Source organism: Alkalibaculum bacchi (assembly GCF_003317055.1).
Classification (GTDB): Bacteria; Bacillota; Clostridia; order Eubacteriales; family Alkalibacteraceae; genus Alkalibaculum; species Alkalibaculum bacchi.
The window spans coordinates 54534-80910 of the sequence record NZ_QNRX01000009.1 but is presented as its reverse complement, the minus strand read 5'-3'; the positions used below and the strand labels follow the sequence as shown (position 1 = coordinate 80910).

Sequence of the window (26377 nt, the reverse complement as noted above, 5' to 3'; positions counted from 1 at the left end):
CCTCCAAATCATTTAATTGTCTCAACAGCCTTCTCTGCAAAAGATGTATTTACAAGATCAGAATATGGTGCTCTTGCATCTAATTCACCTGCAGAATCAAGAATATTTTGTAAGTGATCAAAAGAATGTTCGCTTAATATTGGAGTGTTATTCCATGAGTCTTGATCTTTATATCTTTTTACTACAGCGATCAAATCATCCATTTCTGTATCTGGGAAAAATTCAATAATCGCCTCTGCAATTTCTGTATAAGAGTGTTCTTGCACCCAAAGTTGACCTTTGTAAATAGCATTAGTGAATCCTTGAATTTCGTTAGGATTTTCTGCCATAAAACTTTTTGTAGCATTAAAACAAGTATATGGTACTTCACCACTTGCTAAGCCAAGGGAAGCTACTACATAACCAACACCTTCTTTTTCTAGTGCTAATGCTGTAGGCTCAAATAAAGATACATAATCTCCAGTACCACCTTTAAAGGCACCAGCTAATGCTGCGAATTGGATACTTGTATCCATATTCATATCTTTTACAGGGTCGACTCCGTTTTCCTTAAGAACCCATTCTAAGCTCATAAGAGGCATTCCACCTTTTCGACCACCTAATACATGCTTTCCTTTTAATTTTTCAAAAGTAAAGTCTGGATCAGGTTCTCTAGCGACAATAAAAGATCCGTCTCTCTTTGTTAATTGAGCAAAAGAAATGGCATAATCTTCTTTACCTTGATTATAAACATAAACAGATGCCTCCGGACCACAAAATCCAATATCTGCATCTCCCGAAATAACGGCAGTAAGTACTTTGTCTGCACCTTGGCTGTTTGTAACTTCTAATTGCAAGCCCTCTTCTTCAAAGAAACCTTGGCTAATCGCTGCGTAGAGTGGAGCATAGAAGATAGAATGGGTAACTTCTGCGACTTTGATGGTTTTAAGCTCTTGTTTTTGGCATCCTGCAAAGGAAAATAACAAAAGAGTAATAATAAGTAGGGGAGCAATAAGTAAACGACTTTTCTTCAAAATAGTAACCTCCTTTATGTTTTGATACTGTCATTATATTCAAGGGGAAAAAAGTGGTGAGTATTTTGGTAGAAAATTATTAGTACCATGAATTAGTTGGCAGGTATGAATTTATAAAAAAATAGTATAATAGTAGGGACGAAATAATTAGAATGCTGCTTTCTATAATAGAGTGGTTTTTTAGAAGAGGTGGTACTAAAACAATATGAAAAGTATGATTTTTTTTGGTGCAGGGGCCTCAAAATCAGAAGGAGCGCCTTTACAAGATGAATTGTTTTCTGCTTATTTTAATGAATGTTCGAAGGATAAAGACAGATATTATAATGTCTTACAAGATTTTTTTATGAAAGCTTATAATCTGGATGTAAGAAATACAAAAGTATTTCCTACTTTCGAAGAAATTCTAGGATTGCTTTATTCAGCAGAGAAAAGACGAGAATCGTTTTACTTTAATACAGAAGAAATCAAAGAGGGCATCATATTTTCCATGGCAGAAATTTTAGACCGCAAATTTCTCAAGGGTAGTACTTATCACAATCAACTTATCGAGAAACTAAAAAAAGAGCAGCTTCTTATGGATGTGATTTTCATTACCACAAATTACGATTTGCTCCTAGACAGTGCAATACTGTCTAATGGATTAGACATCGACTATGGGTTTAAAAATATTTATAAGCATCAATCGGAGTGTTTGCCTTTGTATAAGATTTTTGGGTCTTTAAACTGGAAATATTGTGATGTGTGCGATAATTTTTTAATATCTTCTCAGATCGAAGACGGAATGCTCAAGAGCATCATTAAAGAAGATTACGCTTGTAATATCTGCCATAATCAGTTTAAATCCATTATCGTTCCGCCTACTTTTTACAAAGAAATAAGTAATTATTATCTAAATAATATTTATCATAATTTAAATAAAGGCTTATATGAAGTAGAAAATATCATTTTTTGTGGTTATTCCTTTCCTGATGCAGATCTCTATATTAAGTTTATACTAAAACGAGCGGAACTATATAAAGACAAACCCTTTAATATCATCATCATCAATAATTATGAGGGAAAACTACCAGAAAAAATTGAAAAAGAAAAAGATAAGTATAAGCTTTTCTTTAATGGAAATATTCATTATACGAATCACTCTTTCCAAGATTTTTGTAAAGAACCAGAAAGATTCATTCCTCATTAAAGTTTTGTATAAAATTAAAATTGAATAAGAGAGCAAATTTTGTCTTAGTTTATTATTTATATGCTTTCTATTATTTTTATACCTTCTCTGCATATACATATACAAAGGATTATATAAGTTTTACTGTATAAGAGGAGGGAGAGCATGATTGAATTAGATAAAATTATTGCAATTTTAAAGTATTGTGGACCTCAGACTTATAATGATTTATTATTTCAAGGATTCCAAGGAAATGAATCAGACCTGGAGCAATTAGTATCAAAAGGGATATTATTTAAATATCATAGCCATTACCACTTATATGAGCAATAAATTTATTCATCTATTTCATTTTTTACAAGAATGGGGTACAATATATCAAGGTGCCAAAAAACAGACGGAGTTGATATAGTGAAAAAAGTATTAATTTTTTCAGCCTCAACAGGTGGAGGACATAATATCGCAGCGAAATCCTTGAGAGAACACTTTGAAGCTTCTGCTTGTGATGCGATTACATATGACGCTTTTAAAGAAACCAGCAGTATATTGGACAATGTGATTTCAAAAGGTTATGAAAAAATTGTTCAAATTACGCCTCGTACATACGGTAGATTGTATCGAGCTGCAAATAATGAAACATTAAGCCATTATGTCATCGCAGTAATAACAGATATCGCTGAAAAAAGGCTTTTAAAGATTATTCAGTCTGAAAACCCAGCATTGATTGTGGTCACACATCCTCTTGTAACAAACGTTTTAGGAACGCTTAAAGGAGAAGGCGAATTTGATACGCCGATCATTTCAATTGTCACAGATTATATGATTCATAGGGCATATCTCAATAAAAATGTAAGTGCATATATCGTAGGAAGTGAGTACACAAAGGAAGATATGATAGAAAAAGGCGTGCCAGGCGACAAAATCTACCCTTATGGTATTCCAGTAAGAAAGTCTTTCTTAGATTATAACTCAAAAATCATAAAAGATTACGAAGTGGATCTATCTGTATTGTTGATGGGTGGCTCAATGGGAGTTTCACAGGTAGAAAAGGCATTGTCTAGTCTACTGAAAACAAAGCATTATTTAAAAATTATTGTGGTATGCGGAAATAATGAGAAACTAAAGAAGAGAATTGAAAAATTAGTTCAGGAAGAAGAAACAACTAAAAAAATCGAAATTCATGGCTTTGTAGAACAAATTCCAAAACTAATGGATATGGCGGATGTAATTATAACAAAACCAGGTGGGCTGACTACTACAGAAGCAATTATAAAAAATATTCCCATGATTATTCCTTACTATATACCTGGACAAGAAGAAGAAAATGCAGATTTTCTACAAGAAACAGGCATGGCCATTAAAGTAGATCATATTGAGGATATTACTAGCGTAGTAGATCATCTAGTAACCAATAAGGATATTTTAGATAATATGGCTAAAAATATGTCTGAATTGTCAAAAGAACAATCCATAGAACGCATTATAAAGCTAGGTAATGAGCTGATGAACAAATAACAGTGAACAATGAAAAAATGAATAATTAGTAAAAGATGCTCTTCGCTTTTGCGAGGAGTTTTATATTTTAGCAGAAAGCGGAAAGTTGAATGCGGAACTCTCTTTCGGGTCATTCTTAACTATTTTTTCCAATATACCAACTTATAAAGTTCCGCATTCCGCTTTCTACTTAAAATTAAATCCCCAGTGCCATACTACATATACTAAAATATGTAATTAAAACCAAGGCATCTAATATAGTGCTGATCATGGGATTGGCCATAATCGCAGGGTCTAACCCTATTTTCTTGGCGAGAATAGGCAAAGACGAACCGATCAATTTTGCTACCGTAATCGTTGCGATTAAAGTAACACTTACAATAAGAGATATATCTAAAGGGTAATGGCTGAAAAAAATTAAGGAGATAAAATTAAGTATCGCTAATCCTATACCTATGGAAATACTGACTCGCAATTCTTTCCATAGTACTTTGAATATGTCTTTAAAAACGACATCTCCTACAGCTATAGAACGAACCATTAAAGTTGAAGCTTGAGACCCAGCATTCCCACTAGTTCCCATCAGCATTGGAATGTTAGCGCTGAGAAGTATGACACTGCTTAATAGAGAATCATAACCTTCCATAATTGCTCTTGTGAAGGCAGCGGATATCATTAGAATAGCTAACCAAGGAAAACGTTTTTTTACTAAATCCTTGACAGAAGTATCTAAATAGCTTTCTTCATTGGCCTGCATACCTGCCATTAAGTGAAAGTCTTCTGTAACCTCCTCTTCCATTACATCGATGACGTCATCAACTGTGATAATACCAACTAATCGATTTTCTGAATCTACGACTGGAAGAGCCAGTAAATCGTAATCACGGAAAGTAGTTGCTACTGTTTCTTGATCTGTTGTTGTTGTTACAGATATAAAATCACTTTGCATAACATCTTCTATTTTGGCATATTCATCAGCTAAAATTAAATCTTTTAATGAGATTATCCCTTCTAGTTTTCGAAAGCGATCTGTAACATAGCATGTGTAAATCGTTTCTTTGTCATAGCCTATTTTTCGAATCCGGGCAATGGAATCTTTCACAGTCATTTGTTTCTTAAAATCGATAAATTCAATAGTCATAATACTGCCAGCAGAGTATTCAGGGTAATTAAAGAATTGATTGATTAATTTTCGTTCGCTTTCAGGAGTATTCTTTAAGATTTTTTTTACTAAGACGGCTGGAATTTCTTCAAGGTAGTCAATTTTATCGTCAAAGTTAAGCTCATTGACAATCTCTCTTAGTTCTTCTTCCGCAATTAACTCAGAAAATTTAGCCTGGTAAGCTGGCTCCATGTGAGAAAATACCTCAATGGCCATGTCTTTTGACAGCAATCGAAAAACCAGTAAGCTATGCTTGCTATTGAGTTCTTCCATGATCTCAGAGATATCAAAAGGGTGTAGTGTAGATAGATAATTTCTTAACTCCTTAAATTGTTTTTTGTCGATTAATTCTATTACTTGTTCCAAGGGAATCACCTCTTATTTTATTTTGCCGATTCCCATCCACAATATGTAAGCATGGATGGGTTAACGGGTCTTTCTAAATTGCCTTCTGGATTATCATCCATGATTACACCTCCATTCATCTATCTATTATAAATGTTTTTTTGTTCAATAAGCAAGGCAATAAAGCAATAGCTTACGAATTTTGCTTGTACAATAAGATAAAAATCGATATAATGCAGTATAGATGTAAAATATGGTCTTTTAAAAAGCCTGAAAAATATACAAATAAAGGCTTTCAGGTGTTTGTACAAGTGAAATTGTAGGGTTCATATCTATAGACCCTACATAGCGGTCACTAATGGTGACCTAACAGGTTTTACTTAGAACTTACAACTTATAACTTAGAACAAATGCGCGTAGGCGCTCTACACAGAGGAGTGATTTTGTTGGAAACAAATATGTCCACGGTATATAATCCAAAAGACATGGAAGAAAAAATATATTCTCATTGGGAGTCTCAAGGTTATTTTAAACCTGAAATCAATCCTAAAGGAGATCCATATACAATAGTAATGCCACCTCCAAATATTACAGGGCAACTTCATTTGGGACATGCTTTTGATGGTACATTACAAGATATTTTGACTCGTTGGAAGCGTATGCAAGGCTATGCAGCACTATGGCTACCTGGAACAGATCATGCTAGTATTGCTACAGAAGTAAAAGTAGTAGAGAAGATTCGCCAAGAGGAAGATAGGACCAAAGAAGAGATTGGACGAGAAGAGTTTTTAAATCGAGCTTGGGACTGGGCAACTGAATATAAGGGCAGAATTACCAATCAGTTTAAAAAATTAGGCGCTTCTTGTGACTGGTCTAGAGAAAGATTCACTATGGACGAAGGCTGTAGTGAAGCAGTAAAGGAAGCTTTTGTAAGATTGTACGACAAGGGCCTTATTTATCGTGGAAGCCGCATTATTAATTGGTGTCCCGATTGTAAAACCGCCCTTTCTGATGCCGAAGTAGAATATAGCGAGCAACAAGGTCATTTTTGGCATATTCGCTACCCAATTAAGGATAGCGATGAATATGTGATCGTTGCTACAACAAGACCAGAGACTATGCTAGGAGACTCAGGTGTTGCAGTAAACCCAGAGGACCAAAGATACAAACACCTTGTTGGAAAGACTGTAATTTTACCTTTAGTAAATAGAGAGATTCCAATCGTTGCAGATGACTACGTAGATATGGAATTTGGTACAGGTGTAGTAAAAATGACTCCTGCACATGACCCTAATGACTTTGAGGTAGGTTTAAGGCATAATCTTGAACAAATTAGGGTAATGAATGACGATGCTAGCATGAATGAACTAGCAGGAAAATATGAAGGTTTAGATCGGTATGAAGCTAGAAAGCAAATTGTAGAGGACTTGAGAGAGTTTGGTCTTCTAGAAAAAATTGAAGGCCATGATCACAATGTAGGTTCTTGTTACCGCTGCGATACAACTGTTGAGCCCATTATTTCTAGCCAATGGTTTGTAGATATGAAACCTTTAGCAGAACCGGCAATTGAAGCTGTAAAAAATAAGTCTACAAACTTTGTTCCAGATCGATTTAGTAAGATTTACTTTAACTGGATGGAAAATATAAAAGACTGGTGTATATCAAGACAGCTTTGGTGGGGACACCGAATTCCTGCTTATTACTGTCAGGATTGCGGTGAAGTAATGGTAGCCAAAGAAAAGCCAACTTCCTGTACAAAATGCCAGTCTCACAATATTTATCAAGATGAAGATGTACTTGATACTTGGTTTAGTTCAGCGTTATGGCCATTTTCTACATTAGGCTGGCCTAATGATACCGAAGATTTAAAGAAGCATTATCCTACTAATGTATTAGTAACAGCATATGATATCATCTTTTTCTGGGTAGCTCGGATGATCTTCTCTGGAATCGAACAAATGGGAGAAACACCCTTTAAGGACGTATATATCCACGGTTTGATTCGAGATTCGCAGGGTAGAAAGATGAGTAAATCCCTAGGAAATGGAATTAATCCTTTAGAAGTTATTAAGGAATATGGTGCTGATGTCTTAAGATTCACTATAGTAACTGGAAATGCTCCAGGTAATGATATTCGCTGGTCCGATGACAAAATCATCGCTAATCGTAACTTTGCCAATAAGATTTGGAATGCATCTCGATTTGTTATGATGAATATTCATGAAGATACTTTTGAGCAAGAAAGTCTTGCACTAGAAAATTTAGAAAATGCAGATAAATGGATCATCAGTCGATTAAATAAAATTACCTCTGAAATAACAGACAATATGGAAAAATACGAAATGGGTATTGCAGCTCAAAAGCTTTACGACTTTATTTGGAATGAATTCTGCGATTGGTATATTGAACTTGTAAAATCTAGATTGTATAATAAAGACGGTGGCAATAGCAAGATTGCAGCACAGTATACATTAGCTTTTGTCTTAAAAAATGCACTTAAACTTTTACATCCATTTATGCCTTTTATAACGGAGGAAATATATACTCATTTAGTTGATGAAGACACGATTATGAAAGCAGTTTGGCCTGTTTACAATGAAAAGTTTAACTTCCAAAAGGAAGAAGAGGAAATTGAACTCGTTATGGATATTATCAAAAGCGTGCGAAATATCCGAGCAGAGATGAATGTTGTCCCATCAAAAAAGGCAGAGATCCTCATAGTAGCCAAAGATCAAGCTATTGAACAAGTCATCTTAAATGGTAAAGGCTATATTATGAGTCTAGCAAATGCTACTGATGTTCGTGTACTAAATAAATCTCAGGTTCCAGACAATGTAGCAAGCAGTGTAATCAGTGGAGGAGAAATCTTTATTCCTTTAGCAGATTTAATCGACAAAGAAAAGGAAATTGAGAGGCTTAATAAAGAGAAGGCTTATCTTGAAAAAGAAGTAGACCGAGTAAATAAAAAGCTGGCCAATGAAGGTTTTGTAAAAAAAGCACCTCAGAAAATAATAGATGAGGAAAAGGCCAAAAAAGAAAAGTATGAGACCATGTTACAAAATGTAATAGAAATGTTAAACAAATACCTTTAGAGAAAACTCTTTAGCAGGGAGGCTTGTAGCCTCCCTGTATTTTATATAATAGGAAAGCCTATTTTTGACATTGGCTCCATAAGTTGCAGGGTTATTAAATAATGTAAGCAATCATGAAATAACTGATTAACAATTGTAAATAATGGTTAAAAATGGTAAATTACATGCTGATTTCGACAAAATACACTGTGAGCATGTGGTACTATAGACAGGCTGTTGTATTAAAATTATAATATACAATATTTATGTCGAATTAAAAAGGCAAAACTAGTGAAAGCTAGTGACGCAAAGCCAGAGTCTAAAGCTCAAGGGTAGCAAAGATCGTTCGGCCACTAAAACGCATATTTGAATATATGTTTTGAGTGGTTTTTTTAATGATTACTTTACTGTATAGAGCCTCAACTATAGATGGCAGTGTCGAAAAATGAAAAATGGTATGCGTTGAAAATTATCGAATTTTGTTTTATGATTAATGATATGCGGAAGGGGAGGTTTTAGATGGAAAATGTATATGATTGCATTAAGGAATTAAAGAATCAGATGAATAAATTAATCGAAGAAAATACTGATAATCTTCTAAGACCCGAAGTCATTGAAATTAGTCAGAAACTAGACAAGTTAATCTACGAAAGTATGACTGAAGATCAGTAGTTTTACTAGTGCAAAATATTCCATGTTCTCTTATATCTCTTTATGTCTTTTTTATCATGCGTCAAAAATATAATTTTTATTCTGATTACAAAAAAGACAATGTCTATTTTTAAGACAATGTCTCTATATTACTCATGTATTAAAGTATTGATGAGCTGAGTGTATAGTTTATCCCCGTTTTTTTCCCAATTTGAACATACGAATTCTGCTTGATTTTTGTTCACAACATTGAGCTTTATATCAATTAAAGAGACTTCATTTTCTAACAATACTAGGTTTACAATAAATTCTCCATCGCTCTGTTTTACATAAGAAGATTGATATTTTACCTGTCTAAGTACTTTGTCTTTATTTTGAGAGATGAACATTGTGATAATTTCTTTTATATAAGTTGGGATTCTACTTTCAAAGAGTTTAAGTGTAGATCTTCCTGGCTCAGAGATAGAGTAATAAGATACTCCAGCCTCCGACATTTCATAGATAAACGCATCTGTTTTAAGATTCTCAATCAGGAATTGAATATCAAAATAACTGATTTGTACATTTTCTAATATGATCTGTGTTATTTGCTCTTTTGTCATAGGTATGTTGAATTGAGACAAAGCAAATAAGATGATTAATTTGTTTTCTAAAATATTTTCAGAATCGAAATACATGACGCAAATCAGCCCCTTTATTAGTTATATTATATCACAATAAGCCGCAGATTGCCCTAGTTGCTTTGCAGCTTCGGTCGTTTAGAATAGCACTTTGCTTGTCAAAGAGCGAAGCGATGCAGAGAAGCATTAGTGATACCCATGTCAGACTTGCTCAAGAAGACGAGTGATGGCGAAGTCTGATTGGGTGCAAGTTACGACTGGCACTTGCTGTTTCGAACATTATAACAGAAAAAGCATATAATCGTAACTTTCATTATAGGAAGTTTAAATGTTAAAAACAAGCGAATTATGTAAATAGGAAAAAGAAATCTTATAAGATTATTTTTTATAAAAGATGAATAAGCTGGGACATTTCTAAATACTATTAAATAATAGATAAAATAATGGGAGGGGGATACCTTTGAAGGTATATTTTCTATCTAAAAAAACAATGGTCATCATAGCAGCGATTTTAGTTGTAATCATTTTATCATTAGTTTTTATGACTTCAAAAGGAGAAGGACTAGCATCTGTTTTTAATGCACAGGAGAAGTTATTGCCAATATACAGTGTAGACAAGGAGGATAAAACCATAGCCATATCCTTTGATGCTGCTTGGGGTGACGAATTTACTCAAGAAATATTGGATATATTAAAAAAGGAGGACATTAAGACTACATTCTTTTTAGTAGGCATGTGGGTTGACAAGTACCCTGAACAAGTTCAAGCCATTGCAGATGCAGGGCATGAAATTGGGAATCACTCTAGTTCACATCCAGATATGACCAAACTAGACAAAAATAAAATGAAAGAAGAGCTCAATAGTACAAACGAAAAGATTAGTAAGTACAAAGAGTTAGACACTTTTTTATTTAGACCGCCTTTTGGTGCTTATAACAATGATTTGATTAAAACCGTTGAGGAATTAGGTGGCTATACGATTCAGTGGGATGTAGACTCTTTAGACTGGAAAAATGAAGGCGCTGAGCAAATTGTCAATCGTGTAGTATCTAATGTAAAGCCAGGATCCATTGTCCTTTTCCATAATAATGCAGAGTATACTACTCAAGCTTTGCCAACAATCATTAAAGAGCTAAAAGATCAAGGTTATACTATTGTGCCTATTTCTGAACTCATTTATAAGGAAAATTATACAATGGATCATACGGGAAAACAAATTCAGAATAATGTTAAAAATTAAGATATTACATATACTAAACTAAAATGGAAATACGTAGGAGAAATTCATGAAAACAATAGGAATGATAGGAACTCATGGGAAAACATCAATTCTTTATATCTTAGAGCATATCTTGTTTTACGGCGAAAGAAATGTTGCTTCTTTAGGTGATTTGGGTTTACGAATGAACAAAAATAAATTGCCAAATGATATAGCTTGGATGGAAGCTATTGAAGAAATGAAAAAAAATGATGTAGAATTTCTATTGGTGGAAATACACGATAATACCATGTTTTTTGATATGGCTTTTGATTGTGTTATCCTAAGCGCAATGGATAAAAGCAAAAACAAGGATGTTTTAGAGGGGTATAAGCGCCTTATTTGCAATGCAAAATCTGTACTTCTAAATGCAGATAGTAAAGGTAGTTTAGAACTCATTAAAGGAATATCGAATCTATACGTCATAACTTATGGTCTAAATTCGAAAAGCACAGTTACAGCATCTACTATATATGTTTCAGAAGGCAGAATAGAATACAATTATTATTTACAACGAGGTGTTTTATCTGCGGGCAGTAAGGAAATAATGATACAAGAAATGCCCATTGTGTGCAATTTGCTCGGTTATCAAAATATATACAATACAATAGCTGTTATTACGACAGCTTTGTTATTTGATATAAATATAGAGGAGTCTGTAAAGGCTTTGACTTGTATAGAACCAATACAAAATAGGCTAGAGCTTCGAAAATACAAGGACATAACTTTTGTTTTTGATATGGCAAAAGACAACCGATCAATTAAGATGCTTTTTGAAACATTTCAGTATATTTATTATGAGCACTTGCATATTGTCATTTCTATGGAAAATCTTGAGGGCATCTTAAGTGGAGCCCTAGAGGAATTTCTGGAGGATTTTTCATATATTAGAAATTCCAATATTTATGCCGTAGGGAAGAGAAAGAAAATCTTAGATAATGCGAAAAAAGATATTTTAGTCGATGCACTTGTAAGAAATCATATTGATTTTCAATACTACAGTGATGTAAAGCAGTTTATTGGCAAAGATGCACTACGAAACGGGGAAGACTCATTGATTGTCTGTATTGGTTTTCATCATAGATTGTTCTAAATTGAAAGACAAGTGAATATAATATTTCATGATAACTTTTTGTTTATACTAGAAAGGAGAAAACAACTATGTCAGACAACTTAATAGAAAGCAACAAGGTCGTACTGATCGGCAAGATAGTCAGTGACTTTGAATATAGCCATACCGTATTTGGAGAAGATTTTTATGGTGTACTAATTGAAGTCCCTAGATTAAGCGAAAATGTAGATCAATTACCAATAATTGTATCAGAGCGGCTCTTGACCGATCAGAATTTTGCACAAGGAGATAAGGTATATATAAAAGGACAATTAAGGTCGTATAATAAAAAGATAGAGGATAAGAGCAAGCTCATCTTAAATATTTTCGCTAAAGACATCGAACCCTATGACGAAAATAGCGACGAAAAAAGCAATCCAAACTATATTTATTTAGACGGATACATCTGCAAACCTACAGTGTATAGAGAAACTCCCTTTGGCAGAGAGATTTGTGACATTCTCCTAGCGGTAAATAGGATGTATAACAAATCAGATTATATACCCTGCATCACATGGGGAAGAAATGCAAGATATGCAAAAAACATAGAAGTAGGCAATCATTTGAAGATCTGGGGGAGAATTCAAAGTAGAAAATATGAAAAGAAGTTTCTAGATGGCCAGGTCATTGAAAAGATAGCTTACGAGGTATCCATCTCAAAATTAGCTAAAGTAGATGATGAGGAAAACGATTACTTAGGCGTTGAGGAAGAGTAAATATTAATACATAAAATCTACATGTATGATGATGCATAATACTTCAATAGAATAGTAATGGAGATGAGTTCTGCTGTTAAGTATAGGAATCGTTGAATATTAATAAACCCCAGGTAAAGGGTACCTGGGGCATTCATATTATAAACCAAACTCTTCGGCAATTACTTTAATTGCTGTCTGCTGGTTTTCCGGATTAATCACGTATGAAATTTTAATTTCAGATGTAGTTACCATGTCAATTTCAATATTTTCTTTAGCAAGTAGAGCAAAGATTTGGGCTGCTACACCAGATTGACTTCTCATGCCGATGCCTACTACAGACAATTTAGTAATATCTTCTTTTGTATTTACTCTGATTTCAGGGTATTTTGATTCGAAATAGGATAATACCTCTTTTGCTTCTTTTAACTCGATTTTAGGCACAGTAAAAGAAACACTAACAGAATTATCCCTAGGAGATGTTTGACTAATCATATCAATATTAACGTCTTTTTTAGCAAGTCGACTAAAAATATCTGAAATTACTTGAATGCTATATGGAACATAATCCAAAGTAATTATTGCATCATTATTATCTATTGCCATGCCTGTAATAGCAGTACTTTCCATCATTTGTGCAACCTCCTTTATTATGGTACCTGGTTTTTCTTCTAAACTAGAAGCTACGTAAATTGGAATGCCGTACTTTTGACCAAGCTCAATGGCTCTTCCATGCATTACACCAGAGCCTAAACTAGCCATTTCTAACATTTCTTCGTAACTGATACGATCAAGTTTTTTTGCTTTTGAATACAACCTTGGATCTGTAGAATAGATGCCATCTACATCTGTGTAAATTTCACAAGGACATTGCAGTTTGCTAGCAATAGCCACTGCAGATGTGTCTGAGCCACCTCGTCCAAGTGTGGTAATATCTCTATGTTCATTTACTCCCTGAAAACCGGCTACGATGATGACTTTGTTATCTTTTAAATGATGTCTTAAAATCGTATCGTCAATATCGCTGATTTTAGATTTCATGTGATTGCCTACTGTCTTAATATTTACCTGAGGGCCAGTTAGGGATATGGCGTCACATCCTAATGCATTTAAAGTCATAGACAATAAAGAGATAGACACTTGTTCTCCAGTTGATATGAGCATATCTACCTCACGTTTTGGTGGATTTTTAGATATTTCGTATGCCATATCAAGTAACCGATCTGTGTTTTTACCCATGGCAGACACGACTACAATAATGTGGTAGCCCTCTTCTTTTTTCTTTATAATGCGATTAGCAACATTTTTGATTCGGTCTATGGAACCAACAGATGTCCCACCGTATTTCTGAACTACTATTTTCATAAAAATTCTCCCTCTAAGTTCTAATACAATTAATCAAGATTACCGCGTAAGTCTTCTAATAATTTTGTCTTAAGTTTCGTCTTATCATCCTTTTCCTTTATAACTCTAGCAGGAGAGCCTACTACTACAGTACCTGCAGGGACGTCTTTTGTTACAATAGAGCCAGCTGCAATGACTGCACCTTCTCCAATATGGACACCTTCTAAAATTACTGCATTTGCTCCGATTAAGACATTGTCTTCAATGATGACTGGCGTTTTACTTGGTGGCTCTAGGACTCCTGCAATAACTGCGCCGGCTCCTAAGTGCACGTTTTTTCCTAATTGACCTCTTGCCCCAACTACAGCGTTCATATCGATCATAGTGCCATCTCCAATATTTGCACCAATATTAATTACTGCGCCCATCATAATTACACAGTTATTGCCAATATGCGCGCCTTCTCGAATAAAAGAACCTGGTTCTACTCTAGAATTTATTCTCGTCACATCTAACATCGGAATAGCTGAATTTTTTCTATCATACTCTAATCGGTGAGATTCAATTTGTCCTTTGTGTTTGTTTAAGAAATTTTTTACTATATCCATTTCTGCAAAAATCACGCAGGATTCTGGGCTCCCGTAATATTCTAATCCTTCCAAGTCATTAGCTGAGAGATTGCCTTTTATGTATGCCTTAACAGGTGTAGTCTTTTTGATTGCTTTAATGTACTTAGCTAATTCATAAGGATCTGTGAAATCAAATCGTTCTTTTAATTCATCGTTCGAAGTCATAGAAAACTCCTTTCAAAAAAATTTCTTCTCAATATTAATTATGAATATTGAGCAAAATTATACGACATACTATATATTTTAGATTAAAATAAAGAGCGGCGACTTCACCGCTCTTTATTTTGAAGGAAATAAGTGTTTTATATTAGTTGGTATGTTGCTAAGACAGCTCCTAACCCTCCAACACTTTGCGCATATTATAAAGGCCAATTTTCTTGTCAGCAATATATTTAGCTGCTCTTACCGCGCCTTTCGCAAAAACTTTTTTAGATGAAGCACTGTGTTTGATTTCGATGACTTCATCTTCTCCAGCATAAATTACAGTATGATCTCCAGCAATAGTACCACCTCTTATAGCGTGGATACCGAGTTCATTTGATTGTCTTTTAGTAGATTTTCCTTCTCTTCCATAAGTAAACTCTAGGCTGTTATCTAAAGCGCCATTAATTTCATTGGCAAGCATTAAAGCGGTTCCACTAGGGGAATCTACCTTTTTATTATGGTGTTTTTCGATAATCTCTATGTCAAAACCTTCTAATTGCTTTGCTGCCTCTGCTACAATACCAAGTAAAACATTTACTCCTACGGACATATTCGCCGTCCTGAAAACGGGAATCGTTTTTGATGCAGCTATCAACGAAGCTTCATTTTCTTCTGTCAAACCTGTAGTGGCCATAACCAGTGGAATTTTATTTGTTAAAGCGTAATCTAATATGCTTTCAAAAGCGCTGTAATGAGAGAAATCGATAATTACATCAACTTTTTCTGTACAATCCTTTGGATTGATATAGACAGGGAAATTTGCCTTCTCGTTTTTCATGCGGTCAAAGCCAGCTACTACTTGCATTTGTCCTTCATTATTGATTATCTCTTGTAAAACATCACCCATTGCACCGTTACAGCCGGATAGTAAAACTTTAATCATCTTTTTAGCCTCCTATATTAAGCCGTACGCACTCATTTCATTTTTCAAAACTGCAAGATTCTTTTCTTCCATTTCAAGAAGCGGCATTCTCAAGTGACCTACTTCCATACCCATTACATTCATTGCCTCTTTAATAGGTATAGGGTTTGCTTCAATAAACAAAGCTTTATTAAGGCCATTCATCTTTAATTGGCAATCTAAGCTTTCTTTGACTTTGCCATCAAGATAGTACTGAACCATATTGTGTAAGTCCTTTGGAATGATATTAGCCGATACGCTAATGACGCCCTTTCCACCTAGAGAAAGAAGAGGGACAACTTGATCATCATTGCCTGAATAAATCGTAAAATCATTAGGAGTTAATCGGGCAATTTCTGCTACTTGTGAAATATCTCCACTTGCTTCTTTTACAGCTACAATATTTTTGATTTTAGCTAATTCAACTATTGTATCTACTGTAATATTTAAACCAGTTCTACTAGGAACATTATAAACAATGATTGGAATGTTTATGCTATCCGCAACTGCTTTAAAGTGTGCAATAATCCCTCTTTGTGTACTTTTATTGTAGTAAGGGTTCATCACTAAGACAGCGTCTGCTCCTACTTTTTCTGCAAACATAGACATTTCGATGGCCTGCCTCGTCTCATTACTACCTGTACCAGCGATAACGGGAATTCTCTTATCAATTACATCTACAGCAAATTTTATAAGTTGTCGTTGTTCATCATCGCTAGTAGTAGGTGTCTCTCCTGTAGTGCCACAGATTACAATGGCATCTGTACCTTCTTTAACGTGCCAATTCAGCAATTCTTCCAATTTATTGTAATTTACTTCATCCTTTGCGTTAAATGGAGTAACGATTGCTACAGCTGAGCCTTCGAATATAGCCATTTTATAACACCCCTTTAAATTAAATTATTTTGAATTAATGTTTCGGCAATTTGAACGGCATTTGTAGCAGCTCCCTTTCGGATATTATCTGCTACAACCCATAGGTTTACGCCACTGTCAATACTTTCGTCTCTTCTAATTCTGCCAACGTAAACTTCATTTTTTCCTGCAACATCTAAAGGTGTCGGATATTGAAGATTTTTAATATCATTTTTGACGACGATTCCTGGTGTTTTTTCCAGCAATGTAATGAGTTCGTCTAAGTCAAAGTCCTTTTCAAACTCTAAATTGATGGACTCACTGTGGCTGTAAAAAACAGGAACTCTAACAGTAGTTGCTGTAATGCGAATGCTATCATCATGTAGAATTTTTCTCGTTTCATTAATCATCTTCATTTCTTCTTTTGTGTAACCATTTTCTTCAAAAACATCAATATGTGGTAATATATTAAAAGCAATTGGATAAGGGTAGAATTTGTTTGGTTCTCCTTTGCTTCCTTCTTCAAGATCCTTATAGCCATTAACTCCTGAGCCCGATACAGCTTGATAAGTAGAATATACAACTCTTTTTATTTTATATGTTTCGTGTAGTACTTTTAGTGGAACCATAGCTTGAATCGTAGAGCAATTTGGGTTGGCGATGATGTTTTTATGCCATTTTAAATCTTCTGGATTTACTTCAGGTACAATTAAAGGTACATTTTCATCCATTCTCCATGTACTGCTATTGTCTATAGCAATAACGCCATTTTTTGCAGCAATAGGAGCGTATTTCTTACTAGTACTGCCTCCTGCTGAGAAAAGAGCGATATCAATATCTTTGTCAAAGGAATGCTCATTTAATTCTTCTACTGTATATTCTTTTCCCATAAAATGGACTTTTTTTCCTGCAGAGTTCGCAGATGCCATTGGATAAAATTGATCAATAGGAAAATTTCGCTCTTCAAGTACCTCCATTATTTTATTTCCAACCATTCCTGTCGCGCCGACTACTGCTACATTAAATTTTTTCATGTGAAACCTCCATGTAATATAATTAGTTAAATGTAAAGAAAACAGCTAGTTTATAGAAACTAGCTGTAAGTTTAAAGTATAATTTTATAGAAAAATAAAACCATACATTACAGATAGCTCTCCATCGTTTGACGGCAGTATTATTGTTATTCACAATAATCCCAGCAAATTTTTTATTCAGGTAAAAAATCACTTCGGCATTTTCTCCTTTCCTGTTCATTCAGTTGATCCTGATATCATCATGAGCAGTACTATTAAAAAATGCGCCTCTATCGTTAAGTATGTAATTGACTTACATTATAACAGGTATTGCTTATAAAATAAACAAAATTATATTTTTTTTACATTAATTTACGGTATAATGTACGAAGCAGCAGATTGGCTCGTAAAAATCAAATCATTTTTCGTGCTTGCACGAAAAAATGGATTTATTTTTATGAGCAAGTGCCAACGACCGACACCCAAAGGGTGGAGGTAATCTGCGTAGATTGGCTCGGAGGAATCAAGCCATTTTCCGTGCCTTTATATGATATAATATCTTTTTAATCATAAAAGTCTTTGTTACTATTGTATGAAAGGGATTTATTTATGTTCATAATTAATTTGGAGGAGCAAATATGAGAGACAGTGTTATAAATTTAAAGTCTGAAGCAATTGCTGTTAGAAGGTATTTACATACAATTCCAGAAGAAGGATTTAAGGAATACAAGACATCTGAGTATATTTACAATTATTTATCTAATCTAGGTATTAAGACGATAGAAAAAGTAGCTACAACTGGAATTATTGCTTTTTTTCCTGGAGAATCTAAGGATGAAACCATAGCCTTCCGAGCAGATATGGATGGATTATCTATAGACGAGGAGAACGCATGGGAATATGTATCTACTCATAAAGGTATGATGCATGGATGTGGCCACGATGGACATATGACGATTCTTCTTTTGATGGCTAAGTATATGGTAGAAAATCACATTGCTCCTAAAAAGAATGTGCTTCTTATTTTTCAACCTGCAGAGGAAGGCCCTGGAGGGGCAGAAGTCATCGTTAAAGAAGGCATCTTACAAAAGTATAAAGTAAAGAAAATATATGGCTGTCACATTATGCCTACTGTAGAAGAGGGGACAATAGGGTGCAAATCTGGCCCTCTTATGGCACAAACGGCTGAATTCTATATAAACATTAAAGGAAAAAGCGGTCATGCTGCAGTTCCTCATAAGAGTATCGATGCTATTATGATCAGTGCTCAGCTAATTAATGCTCTTAATAATATTATAAGTAGAAATATAGACCCTATAGAAACTACCTTATTTTCTATAGGTACAATTAATGGCGGAAGTAGAGTAAATGTAGTAGCTGGTGAGGTTCATTTAAGTGGTACCATGAGGGCGTTTGATGAAGAGACCTTCAATTTAATTGAAAAAAGGCTTATAGAGATTGTAAATGGTTATGAAAAAGCTTTTGACTGTAGTATTGAATGTAAAGTTATAAGGATGTATCCACCGGTAATCAACGAGCCTCAAATGTATCAAGAGTTTTTGAGCTATTTAGGAGATATTCCATATAAAGAGGTTCCCCCTATGATGATTGCAGAAGACTTTTCATTTTACCAAAGGGAAGTTCCTGGAGTATTCTTTTATCTAGGATCAAAAAATGAAGAGAAAGACTATGTATATGGTCTTCACCACAGCAAATTTAATTTTAATGAAAGGATACTGTTGCGAGCAGTTGAACTGTACGCACGTATTATAGAAGGATAAAGATGAGAAACGTAAATTTTAAGAAGATATTCATGGCGTTGTTTTGCATTGCATTTTTTTCCTTGTTTTCTTCTCAAACCACAGCACGAGCCCAAGGAATATCTGTTTTTAATGGTCTGTATTTGATCGATGGTCAAGTTGAACTCACTGGGGTAGAGATCGATATAACGGTAGATGCACTAAATAAAAGCAGTGTGACTGCTTCTTATTCCATGAAAAACAATACAAAGGAAACTCAATTGTTGACATTAGGAACTCCAATAACGGATCTAAAGGTTGACGGATATACATCAGAATTTGTGTTTTTTCCAGACGATCCTGGTAAGAGAAGATCGTTCAAGTACAATTCGGTTATTGTAAATGGCAGCAAAGTTAATCCAAGTATTGAAGAAGTAAGTGTGGATTTTGACAATTGGAAAAATTACAATATAGCTATGACATTAAAGCCAGGGGAAGCGGCCATGGCTAAAGTGTCCTATAATACGGAAAATAAACACGAAAATCTCGGTCAGGTTCTCTTTGATATGGATATGAATCACTTAAGAACTTGGAGTAAAGAACCTAAAAATATTCAAATCAATGTAGGTTTTAACGCTAGATCTATAGAAATGTACAATTTTGACAATTATTTTTCGATTGAGCCTACGAAAATCAGTTCAGAATATGGTTATTACTGGAAACGGTCTGGAAGAGATGCTTTTAAAGAGATTCGTTTTAGCTATTACTTTGTAGATGAAGTCATCGAAAGGGAATTAAAAGCAATAAAGAGCAATCAAATCAACAAGATGATTTCTAGTTTTAATAGTGGTGAATATGAAAAGGCTATTGATGCTGGAAATAGTTATATTTCTAGTTCCAAAGATGAAAAGGATCAAAGTAAAGTGTATCTCGTCATGGCAGATGCTTATATGCAATCAAAAAAATTTGATAAAGCTTTAGTTGTTTACGATTTGATTGAAACCGATATGAGTAATTTTGATACTCTTGAAAAAAAGATTACTGAAAAGATTCTAGTTAATAAAGTCGAAGCTTATAGGGGATTAAAAGAATATGAGGCTATGTATGACTTGATTGATTATCAAGTAAATTATAGCAATTCAAACTCTTATCTAGACACTTGGTTAAGTGCCCAATTAGAGTTGATTCCAGAAAAACAATTAGAGAAATTACGCGAAAGTCGCAAAGAGCCTAGCTCTGTAGAAAAAGTAGTGAGAAAGTTTATGCAAGGAGATTTTTATATCTACTTATTTGTGGGATTAGGATTAGTTATTTTGCTTACAATTATAGTGATTATGATACGAAAAAAGAAAAGAAGAGATAGATTTTTCTATTAGAGGAGTACTATGTATAAAGAAATGTCTCAAATTTATGATCAATTAATGAGGGAAGATGTAGACTATGATAAATGGAGTGGCTATGTTCAAAGCATACTAGAAAAATACCAAGTACAAGTGGCTACTATTTTAGACTTAGGTTGTGGCACTGGGAATATTACCATACCTTTAAGCAAAATGGGTTATGAAATGACTGGTGTAGATTTATCGGAAGATATGTTATCAATAGCTGATGGCAAGGCTTTTGAACAAAAACAAAATATAAAATGGATTCAAGGAGATATGAGCGGCTTTAGCATAAAGAATGCTTTTGATGCTATTATATCCTGCTGTGATTGCATCAACTATATCTTAGAAACAGAAGACATTTTGAAGGTATTTCAAAATGCATATACGAGCCTTAGAGAAGGAGGGGTTTTTACATTTGATATTCATGCCCCTTATACGCTCAAACAAATATATAGAAATGAGACTTTTACTTACACCTCTGATGAGCTGTGTTATATTTGGGAAAACAGTTTTGATGAAGACAGCTCTATTATAGAGTACTATTTAAACATTTTCATAAAAAAGCATAGAGACCCTTATTACACCCGATCAGAAGAAATCCATTATCAAAGAGCATACGAAATAGAAGAAATTAAAGAATTGCTTTTAGAATCGGGCTTTAAGACAATAGATGTCTTTGGTTTTGGATCATTTGAAGAGCCTAATGAAAAGACGGAAAGGCTTCAATTTTGCTCCAAAAGCTAAGTACAAGTTAGTACAATTTTCTTTGACAAATTACCCCCTAAATGATACAATAAATTCGAAGTTGAATTATTTTAGGAGGAACAAATTAATGACAAATGGTATTGTAAAGTGGTTTAACGCAGAAAAAGGTTATGGTTTTATCTCAACTGAAAGCGAAGGAGATGTATTTGTACATTTTTCAGCGTTACAAATGGACGGCTACAAGACATTAAACGAAGGTCAAAATGTAGAATTCGATATTGTTGAGGGAGAAAAAGGACCTCAAGCTGCTAATGTTAACATTGCTGAAGCTTAATTAAAGAAGATTAAAAGTATTTACGTACTTAGACAATATAAATGCATTGCGAATAACATTAAGCAAATCCCTGTGTAATCACAGGGATTTTTCTTATTGTAGCGGACAGCCGAAAGCTGAAAGCGGAAAAAGTAGCTCATCTTTAGGCTAAGTAACGAAGATCCTTCGCTGCGCTCTAGGATGACTGGGAAAGAGCTGGAGGTACAATATTTGGTTTTAGGCAAAACATATCTTCTTTGCGCAAAGCGCAAGTTCAGCTTTCCGCATTCGGCGCTTTTAAAAAATCTATTAGCAACTGCACTAAATACAAATCCTACAATAAATAAATAGCTAAAACTGTATTCAAAACAGCACAAGTTGATTATAATAAATAAAAGTTACACATAAATTGATAGATACAAGAGAGGAAAAAATTATGGACTATATGATAGGCGCAATGATTAAAGATGTACCAGTTCGAATGTTTGCAGCGGATACAACAGAGCTTGTAGGAGAGGCTCAAAAGATACATTCTACATTGCCAACAGCTTCTGCTGCTTTTGGTAGAACGTTGACGGCGACAGCTCTTATGACCATGTTACTAAAAAACGAAAACAATAAAATCAGCGTTCAAATTAAATGTGATGGCCCTATTGAAGATCTTTTAGTTATAGGAAACACCAACGGGGAAATCAAAGGGGATATTTATAATCCACACGTTCACATTCCTTTAAATCAAATTGGTAAACTCGATGTAGCAGGTGCTATTGGTAAAGGGACTTTAACCATTATTCAAGACTTAGGTTTAAAGGAACCTTATGTTGGAACGGTAGAACTAGTTTCAGGGGAAATAGGAGAGGACTTCTCTTATTACTTTTCTGTATCCGAACAAATACCATCCGTAGTAGCTCTAGGAGTGTTAGTAAATCCAGATGGTACTATAAAAAAAGCTGGCGGCTACTTAATTCAATTACTTCCAAATCACAGCGAAGAATTAATTGACTATATCGAAAAGAGAATAGGAGAAATTCCTACCATAAGCAAATTGCTAGATGAAGGACATGAACCTAAAGAGATCTTAGAATTGATCTTTAAAGATTATAAAGTGACTTTTACAGAAAAGAAGAAGCCAGTATATCACTGTGATTGCAATCGAGACCGTTTTGAAAGAGGCCTTATTTCATTGGGAAGAGAAGAGCTAACTGCTATAGTAGAAGAAGACGGACAAGCTGAAATACTCTGTCACTTTTGTAATAAGAAGTATGAATTTGAAAAGGCCGATTTGATAACATTATTGGAGAGTATAGAAGCAAAATAGTTCATATACGAGGTGGTAAGGTGACAAGGTAGTAAGGTGGTAAGCAAAATCTACACTCGCCTAAAGGCGAGTTTGTTTTTTTCCGCTTTCCGCTTTCTGCATTCAGCTTTAAGGTTTTTCCGTCCAACCTTAAACCCACCTGACGACCTTAAAACTCATCCCATATTTTTCTTGTAATTCCCTTATAATATGATATCATATTATTTAAGTTATTTAAGAATAAATGGATTGGAGAAATGATGAATAATTACATAATTGATCCGGAAAAAGCGAAAAAGTTTTTTGTTATGACAATTGGAATATTTTTGGGTATATTTCTATTTTTTAAGTCGATTCAATACATTGCACCCTTTCTCATCGCTCTTATATTATCAATGTTTTTAGAACCATTAGTAAAATTGTTAGTGCGAAAAGTGAAAATGCCAAGAAAGTTAGCCTCTATTATTTGCATCGTATTGGTTTTAACGTTTATTGGTCTGGCTATTACCCTTCTAGTATCTAAGTTAATCATACAGGCTAAAGAGCTTTTTGAAGTACTTCCTATATTTTTGAATGATTGGTATAACTCCATTATTAACTTTTTAAACAGCAGTGATCAACTAATTGAATTGCCTCAAGAGGTATTAGACTTTTTAGTGGATCAATTAGCAGTTATCGTATCTAGTTTAGCTAATTTTGCAAATAATGGTGTCAAGTATCTCGTAAATACGGCGATATCTTTACCTACGGTTTTAATCTTTGTTATAATTACTCTGTTTTCTACTTATTTTTTCCTAGGAGATAAAGACGATTTTAAAAAGAAGATTCGAAGACAACTGCCTGAAGACTGGTACGATCAAATTAGTTTTATAAAAAACGATGTAATAAGTCAAATATTAAGGCTCATAAGAGCTTATATACTAATCATGCTAGTGACCTTTACAGAGCTTCTGATTGGCTTTAGTATTATGAGGGTAAAGTATGCAGTGGTTTTGGCTGTTATCATTGCTATCTTTGATATATTACCTGTTTTAGGGACAGGTGGAATTCTAATCCCTTGGGCGATCATATCTTTGATTACGGGAGATATTGGTTTGGGTATTTCTCTAATCATTCTGTATTTAGTAGTATTAGTTGTAAGGCAAGTTGTAGAACCTAAAATTATTGGAGCACAAATTGGTGTACATCCGCTGATGACTCTAGGGGCTATGTATATTGGATTACAAATATTAGGGGCTAGTGGTTTGATCGTTGGACCAATTACCCTTTTGATTATAAAAAGTATCTTTGCTGTAGCGTTTAAAGGAAAGAACTTAAAAGAATTGTTATTTATACAAAAAAGCTAGAAAATACTAACAAAAGTATTTTCTAGCTTTTTTATTACAAAATGATAAGTCAAGAAATTGTCAAGAATCAAGAGAGCTTCCAAAGCATATTACTTGTGTTTTTATATATAATCTCATGATTTTATATAGATTTCATATCAGAATTTGGATAATTATACTTAGAACTCATGACATAGAATTTAGAATAAAAGCTTTAAATACTAACTTGTATATACATGTGTGGCTATTTTTTAACTATCGTTTATAAAACAAAAAAAGATGCTATAATGTGTTTAGAAGGACATTTATATGTACTATTGTGAAAACGAGTTCATACATTTTTCAAATACAAATTATCAATAGTCAATGACTTAAGGAGGATGCAATGTCTGTAGAAAGAGTTCCATTTAAAGACGCAGTTTTAGATAAGGACAAATTTTCAGTAACCTGGGAACTTGTTCCAGGACGAGGCTCACACGAAAAGGATCAAGATGCTGTTGCACTATGCGCAAAAGCTGCAGTAAAAGATCCGAGAATCAATGCTATTACTCTGACAGATAATCCTAGCGGTACACCAGCAATTCACCCGGCGGGATTGTCTAAAGAAGTTGAGGATTTAGGTATAGATGCTCTTATCCACTTTACTTGTAAGGATAAGAATAGAAATGAAATAGAATCAGAATTATATGCATTAGATAGAGTAGGTCTAAAGAATTTATTAGTGATGACTGGTGACTATGTGACTGCTGGTTATAATGGAAGACCAAAACCAGTATTCGATGTAGACAGTGTTCAGGCTGTTAGAATGATCGAAAAATTAAATGCTGGTCTAGAAGTTCCAATGAGGGGTAAATTAAAAAAATTTCCTGAGACAGACTTCTTTGCTGGAGCTGTTGTTTCTCCATTTAAGTCCTTAGAAGCAGAGACTATGGCTCAATACGCTAAACTACACCAAAAGGTTGCTGCTGGTGCAAAGTATATTATTACACAAGTAGGCTGGGACGCACGTAAATTTGATGAACTCAGAAAGTATGTAGATAAATTTGAACTAAATGTTCCTATTATTGGTAATATATACATATTAACATTAGGCGTAGCAAAGATGATGAACAGGGGTGTAATACCTGGTGCTGTCGTCACAGATGAATTCTTAAAGGATTTAGAGGCAGAAAAGAAAGAGTTTGAAAACAATAAAGAAAGACAATTGCTTCGTGCCGCTAAATTATTTGCTGTATTGAAGGGAATCGGCTATGATGGGGTCACTATAGCTGGTCATGGTATTAAATACGAAGATATTAAGTTTATCCTTGATAAAGGAGAAGAATTTGCGCCAAATTGGCAAGCCCTTGTCAAAGAATTTGATTATCCAGAACAGAATGGATTCTATTTCTTCGAAAAAGATGAAAAGACTGGCTTAAATACAACAACGCCAGTAGACCGAAGTAAAACAGGTGAGAAGAGTACTTCTTTATTCTATTGGAGCTTTAGTATGGTTCATAAGCTAGCATTAAGCGAGCAAGCACCACTTTATCCAATGATTAAATGGTTTGCTAAAAAAATAGACAAATCTGCTCTTAAAAAGCCATTTACATATGCAGAATATTACACTAAAACATTAACAAATGAATGTAAATTCTGTGGAGACTGCGTAATGCACGAACTGGCTTTCCAGTGTCCGATGTCTCAATGTGCCAAACATCAAAGAAATGGTGCTTGTGGCGGTGGAAAAGACGGATGGTGTGAAGTATACCCTGGAGAAAAACGATGCATCTATGTTAATATGTATGAAAAATTGAAGCACGATGGAAAAGAATACATTATGAACAATAGATACGCTCCACCGGCAGATTGGAATCTATATCAAACATCTTCATGGTTAAACTTCTTCAATGAAAGAGACTATAATCATAGAAATGACGACTAAAAATGCCCTTTTGGGCGTTTTTTTTGCTAATTTTTAAAAATAGTACAAGATTTAATATTCATTTTAAACAGAGCGTAAATAATTAGAAATATAGTATTCTAAAAAAGAATAAATTTTATTTTAAATCAAATAATAAAATTAAAATCGTATAAGGCGGT

At 34.1% G+C, this 26377-nt stretch carries 23 protein-coding genes and 2 riboswitches; of the genes, 15 read left to right on the top strand and 8 right to left on the bottom strand.

The window, feature by feature from the left end; all coding sequences use genetic code 11:
• Positions 1 to 8: 8 nt before the first annotated feature.
• Positions 9 to 1016, bottom strand: a complete 1008-nt coding sequence (locus DES36_RS08150) for an ABC transporter substrate-binding protein (protein ID WP_479722701.1) — start codon at positions 1014 to 1016, stop codon at positions 9 to 11.
• 202 nt (positions 1017 to 1218) lie between these two features.
• Between DES36_RS08150 and DES36_RS08145 the strand changes: the two genes are divergently transcribed.
• The 3 genes from DES36_RS08145 (at position 1219) to DES36_RS08140 (ending at position 3693) form a co-directional block, all read left to right on the top strand.
• Positions 1219 to 2199 (top strand): SIR2 family protein, encoded by a 981-nt coding sequence (locus DES36_RS08145; protein ID WP_113920731.1) that lies wholly within the window; start codon positions 1219 to 1221, stop codon positions 2197 to 2199.
• Between the two features lie 144 nt (positions 2200 to 2343).
• A complete protein-coding gene (locus tag DES36_RS14815) occupies positions 2344 to 2511 on the top strand; it encodes a hypothetical protein (protein WP_170128238.1) in 168 nt (55 codons plus the stop codon).
• 78 nt (positions 2512 to 2589) lie between these two features.
• Complete coding sequence (locus DES36_RS08140; RefSeq protein ID WP_113920730.1) at positions 2590 to 3693, top strand: MGDG synthase family glycosyltransferase; 1104 nt, start codon at positions 2590 to 2592, stop codon at positions 3691 to 3693.
• 175 nt (positions 3694 to 3868) lie between these two features.
• Here the strand turns inward: DES36_RS08140 and mgtE are convergent, their stop codons facing one another.
• The gene (gene mgtE / locus DES36_RS08135) at positions 3869 to 5209 is read right to left on the bottom strand and encodes a magnesium transporter (RefSeq protein WP_423230754.1); all 1341 of its coding nucleotides are present in this window, start codon (positions 5207 to 5209) and stop codon (positions 3869 to 3871) included.
• A gap of 380 nt (positions 5210 to 5589) precedes the next feature.
• On the opposite strand from mgtE, the gene DES36_RS08130 reads away from it, so the two are divergent.
• Both DES36_RS08130 and DES36_RS08125 read left to right on the top strand, forming a co-directional pair.
• Positions 5590 to 8271 (top strand): valine--tRNA ligase, encoded by a 2682-nt coding sequence (locus DES36_RS08130; RefSeq protein ID WP_479722700.1) that lies wholly within the window; start codon positions 5590 to 5592, stop codon positions 8269 to 8271.
• A gap of 250 nt (positions 8272 to 8521) precedes the next feature.
• Positions 8522 to 8608: riboswitch (cyclic di-GMP riboswitch) on the top strand.
• Between the two features lie 161 nt (positions 8609 to 8769).
• Complete coding sequence (locus DES36_RS08125) at positions 8770 to 8922, top strand: aspartyl-phosphate phosphatase Spo0E family protein (RefSeq protein ID WP_113920727.1); 153 nt, start codon at positions 8770 to 8772, stop codon at positions 8920 to 8922.
• 128 nt (positions 8923 to 9050) lie between these two features.
• On the opposite strand, the gene DES36_RS08120 is transcribed toward DES36_RS08125, so the two are convergent.
• Positions 9051 to 9578: a DUF4364 family protein gene (locus tag DES36_RS08120; RefSeq protein WP_113920726.1), complete on the bottom strand. Its 528-nt coding sequence runs from the start codon at positions 9576 to 9578 to the stop codon at positions 9051 to 9053.
• Positions 9579 to 9981: 403 nt separating this feature from the next.
• Here DES36_RS08120 and pdaB point away from each other — a divergent pair, with 403 nt between their 5' ends.
• The 3 genes from pdaB to DES36_RS08105 all read left to right on the top strand — a co-directional run bounded on the left by pdaB (position 9982) and on the right by DES36_RS08105 (position 12606).
• Positions 9982 to 10761: a polysaccharide deacetylase family sporulation protein PdaB gene (pdaB, locus tag DES36_RS08115; protein ID WP_113920725.1), complete on the top strand. Its 780-nt coding sequence runs from the start codon at positions 9982 to 9984 to the stop codon at positions 10759 to 10761.
• A gap of 46 nt (positions 10762 to 10807) precedes the next feature.
• The gene (locus tag DES36_RS08110) at positions 10808 to 11872 is read left to right on the top strand and encodes a Mur ligase family protein (protein ID WP_113920724.1); all 1065 of its coding nucleotides are present in this window, start codon (positions 10808 to 10810) and stop codon (positions 11870 to 11872) included.
• A gap of 68 nt (positions 11873 to 11940) precedes the next feature.
• Positions 11941 to 12606, top strand: coding sequence for a single-stranded DNA-binding protein (locus DES36_RS08105; RefSeq protein WP_113920723.1), 666 nt, complete (start codon positions 11941 to 11943; stop codon positions 12604 to 12606).
• 138 nt (positions 12607 to 12744) lie between these two features.
• Here the strand turns inward: DES36_RS08105 and DES36_RS08100 are convergent, their stop codons facing one another.
• The 5 genes from DES36_RS08100 to DES36_RS08080 all read right to left on the bottom strand — a co-directional run bounded on the left by DES36_RS08100 (position 12745) and on the right by DES36_RS08080 (position 17552).
• Positions 12745 to 13950, bottom strand: coding sequence for an aspartate kinase (locus tag DES36_RS08100; RefSeq protein ID WP_113920722.1), 1206 nt, complete (start codon positions 13948 to 13950; stop codon positions 12745 to 12747).
• A 29-nt stretch (positions 13951 to 13979) separates the two neighbouring features.
• Positions 13980 to 14723 carry a 2,3,4,5-tetrahydropyridine-2,6-dicarboxylate N-acetyltransferase gene (gene dapD / locus DES36_RS08095; protein WP_113920721.1) on the bottom strand — a complete coding sequence of 248 codons (744 nt, stop codon included), beginning with the start codon at positions 14721 to 14723 and terminating at the stop codon, positions 13980 to 13982.
• Between the two features lie 169 nt (positions 14724 to 14892).
• Positions 14893 to 15645, bottom strand: a complete 753-nt coding sequence (gene dapB, locus DES36_RS08090) for a 4-hydroxy-tetrahydrodipicolinate reductase (RefSeq protein WP_113920720.1) — start codon at positions 15643 to 15645, stop codon at positions 14893 to 14895.
• Positions 15646 to 15657: 12 nt separating this feature from the next.
• Positions 15658 to 16539, bottom strand: coding sequence for a 4-hydroxy-tetrahydrodipicolinate synthase (gene dapA, locus DES36_RS08085; RefSeq protein ID WP_113920719.1), 882 nt, complete (start codon positions 16537 to 16539; stop codon positions 15658 to 15660).
• 14 nt (positions 16540 to 16553) lie between these two features.
• Positions 16554 to 17552: an aspartate-semialdehyde dehydrogenase gene (locus DES36_RS08080; protein WP_113920718.1), complete on the bottom strand. Its 999-nt coding sequence runs from the start codon at positions 17550 to 17552 to the stop codon at positions 16554 to 16556.
• A gap of 106 nt (positions 17553 to 17658) precedes the next feature.
• Positions 17659 to 17832: riboswitch (Lysine riboswitch) on the bottom strand.
• 337 nt (positions 17833 to 18169) lie between these two features.
• On the opposite strand from DES36_RS08080, the gene DES36_RS08070 reads away from it, so the two are divergent.
• From DES36_RS08070 to DES36_RS08040, 7 genes are all read left to right on the top strand, one after another.
• The gene (locus tag DES36_RS08070) at positions 18170 to 19312 is read left to right on the top strand and encodes a M20 metallopeptidase family protein (protein ID WP_113920716.1); all 1143 of its coding nucleotides are present in this window, start codon (positions 18170 to 18172) and stop codon (positions 19310 to 19312) included.
• Positions 19313 to 19314: 2 nt separating this feature from the next.
• Positions 19315 to 20646, top strand: coding sequence for a hypothetical protein (locus DES36_RS08065; RefSeq protein WP_113920715.1), 1332 nt, complete (start codon positions 19315 to 19317; stop codon positions 20644 to 20646).
• A 9-nt stretch (positions 20647 to 20655) separates the two neighbouring features.
• On the top strand, positions 20656 to 21399 hold the full coding sequence (locus tag DES36_RS08060; protein WP_113920714.1) for a class I SAM-dependent DNA methyltransferase: 744 nt from the start codon (positions 20656 to 20658) through the stop codon (positions 21397 to 21399).
• 88 nt (positions 21400 to 21487) lie between these two features.
• Complete coding sequence (locus DES36_RS08055; protein WP_113920713.1) at positions 21488 to 21694, top strand: cold-shock protein; 207 nt, start codon at positions 21488 to 21490, stop codon at positions 21692 to 21694.
• Positions 21695 to 22109: 415 nt separating this feature from the next.
• Entirely contained in the window at positions 22110 to 22991 is an 882-nt protein-coding gene (gene hslO / locus DES36_RS08050) for an Hsp33 family molecular chaperone HslO (protein ID WP_207657436.1), read from the top strand.
• A 239-nt stretch (positions 22992 to 23230) separates the two neighbouring features.
• On the top strand, positions 23231 to 24316 hold the full coding sequence (ytvI, locus tag DES36_RS08045; RefSeq protein WP_170128237.1) for a sporulation integral membrane protein YtvI: 1086 nt from the start codon (positions 23231 to 23233) through the stop codon (positions 24314 to 24316).
• Positions 24317 to 24680: 364 nt separating this feature from the next.
• Positions 24681 to 26219, top strand: coding sequence for a methylenetetrahydrofolate reductase C-terminal domain-containing protein (locus DES36_RS08040; RefSeq protein WP_113920711.1), 1539 nt, complete (start codon positions 24681 to 24683; stop codon positions 26217 to 26219).
• Positions 26220 to 26377: the final 158 nt, after the last annotated feature.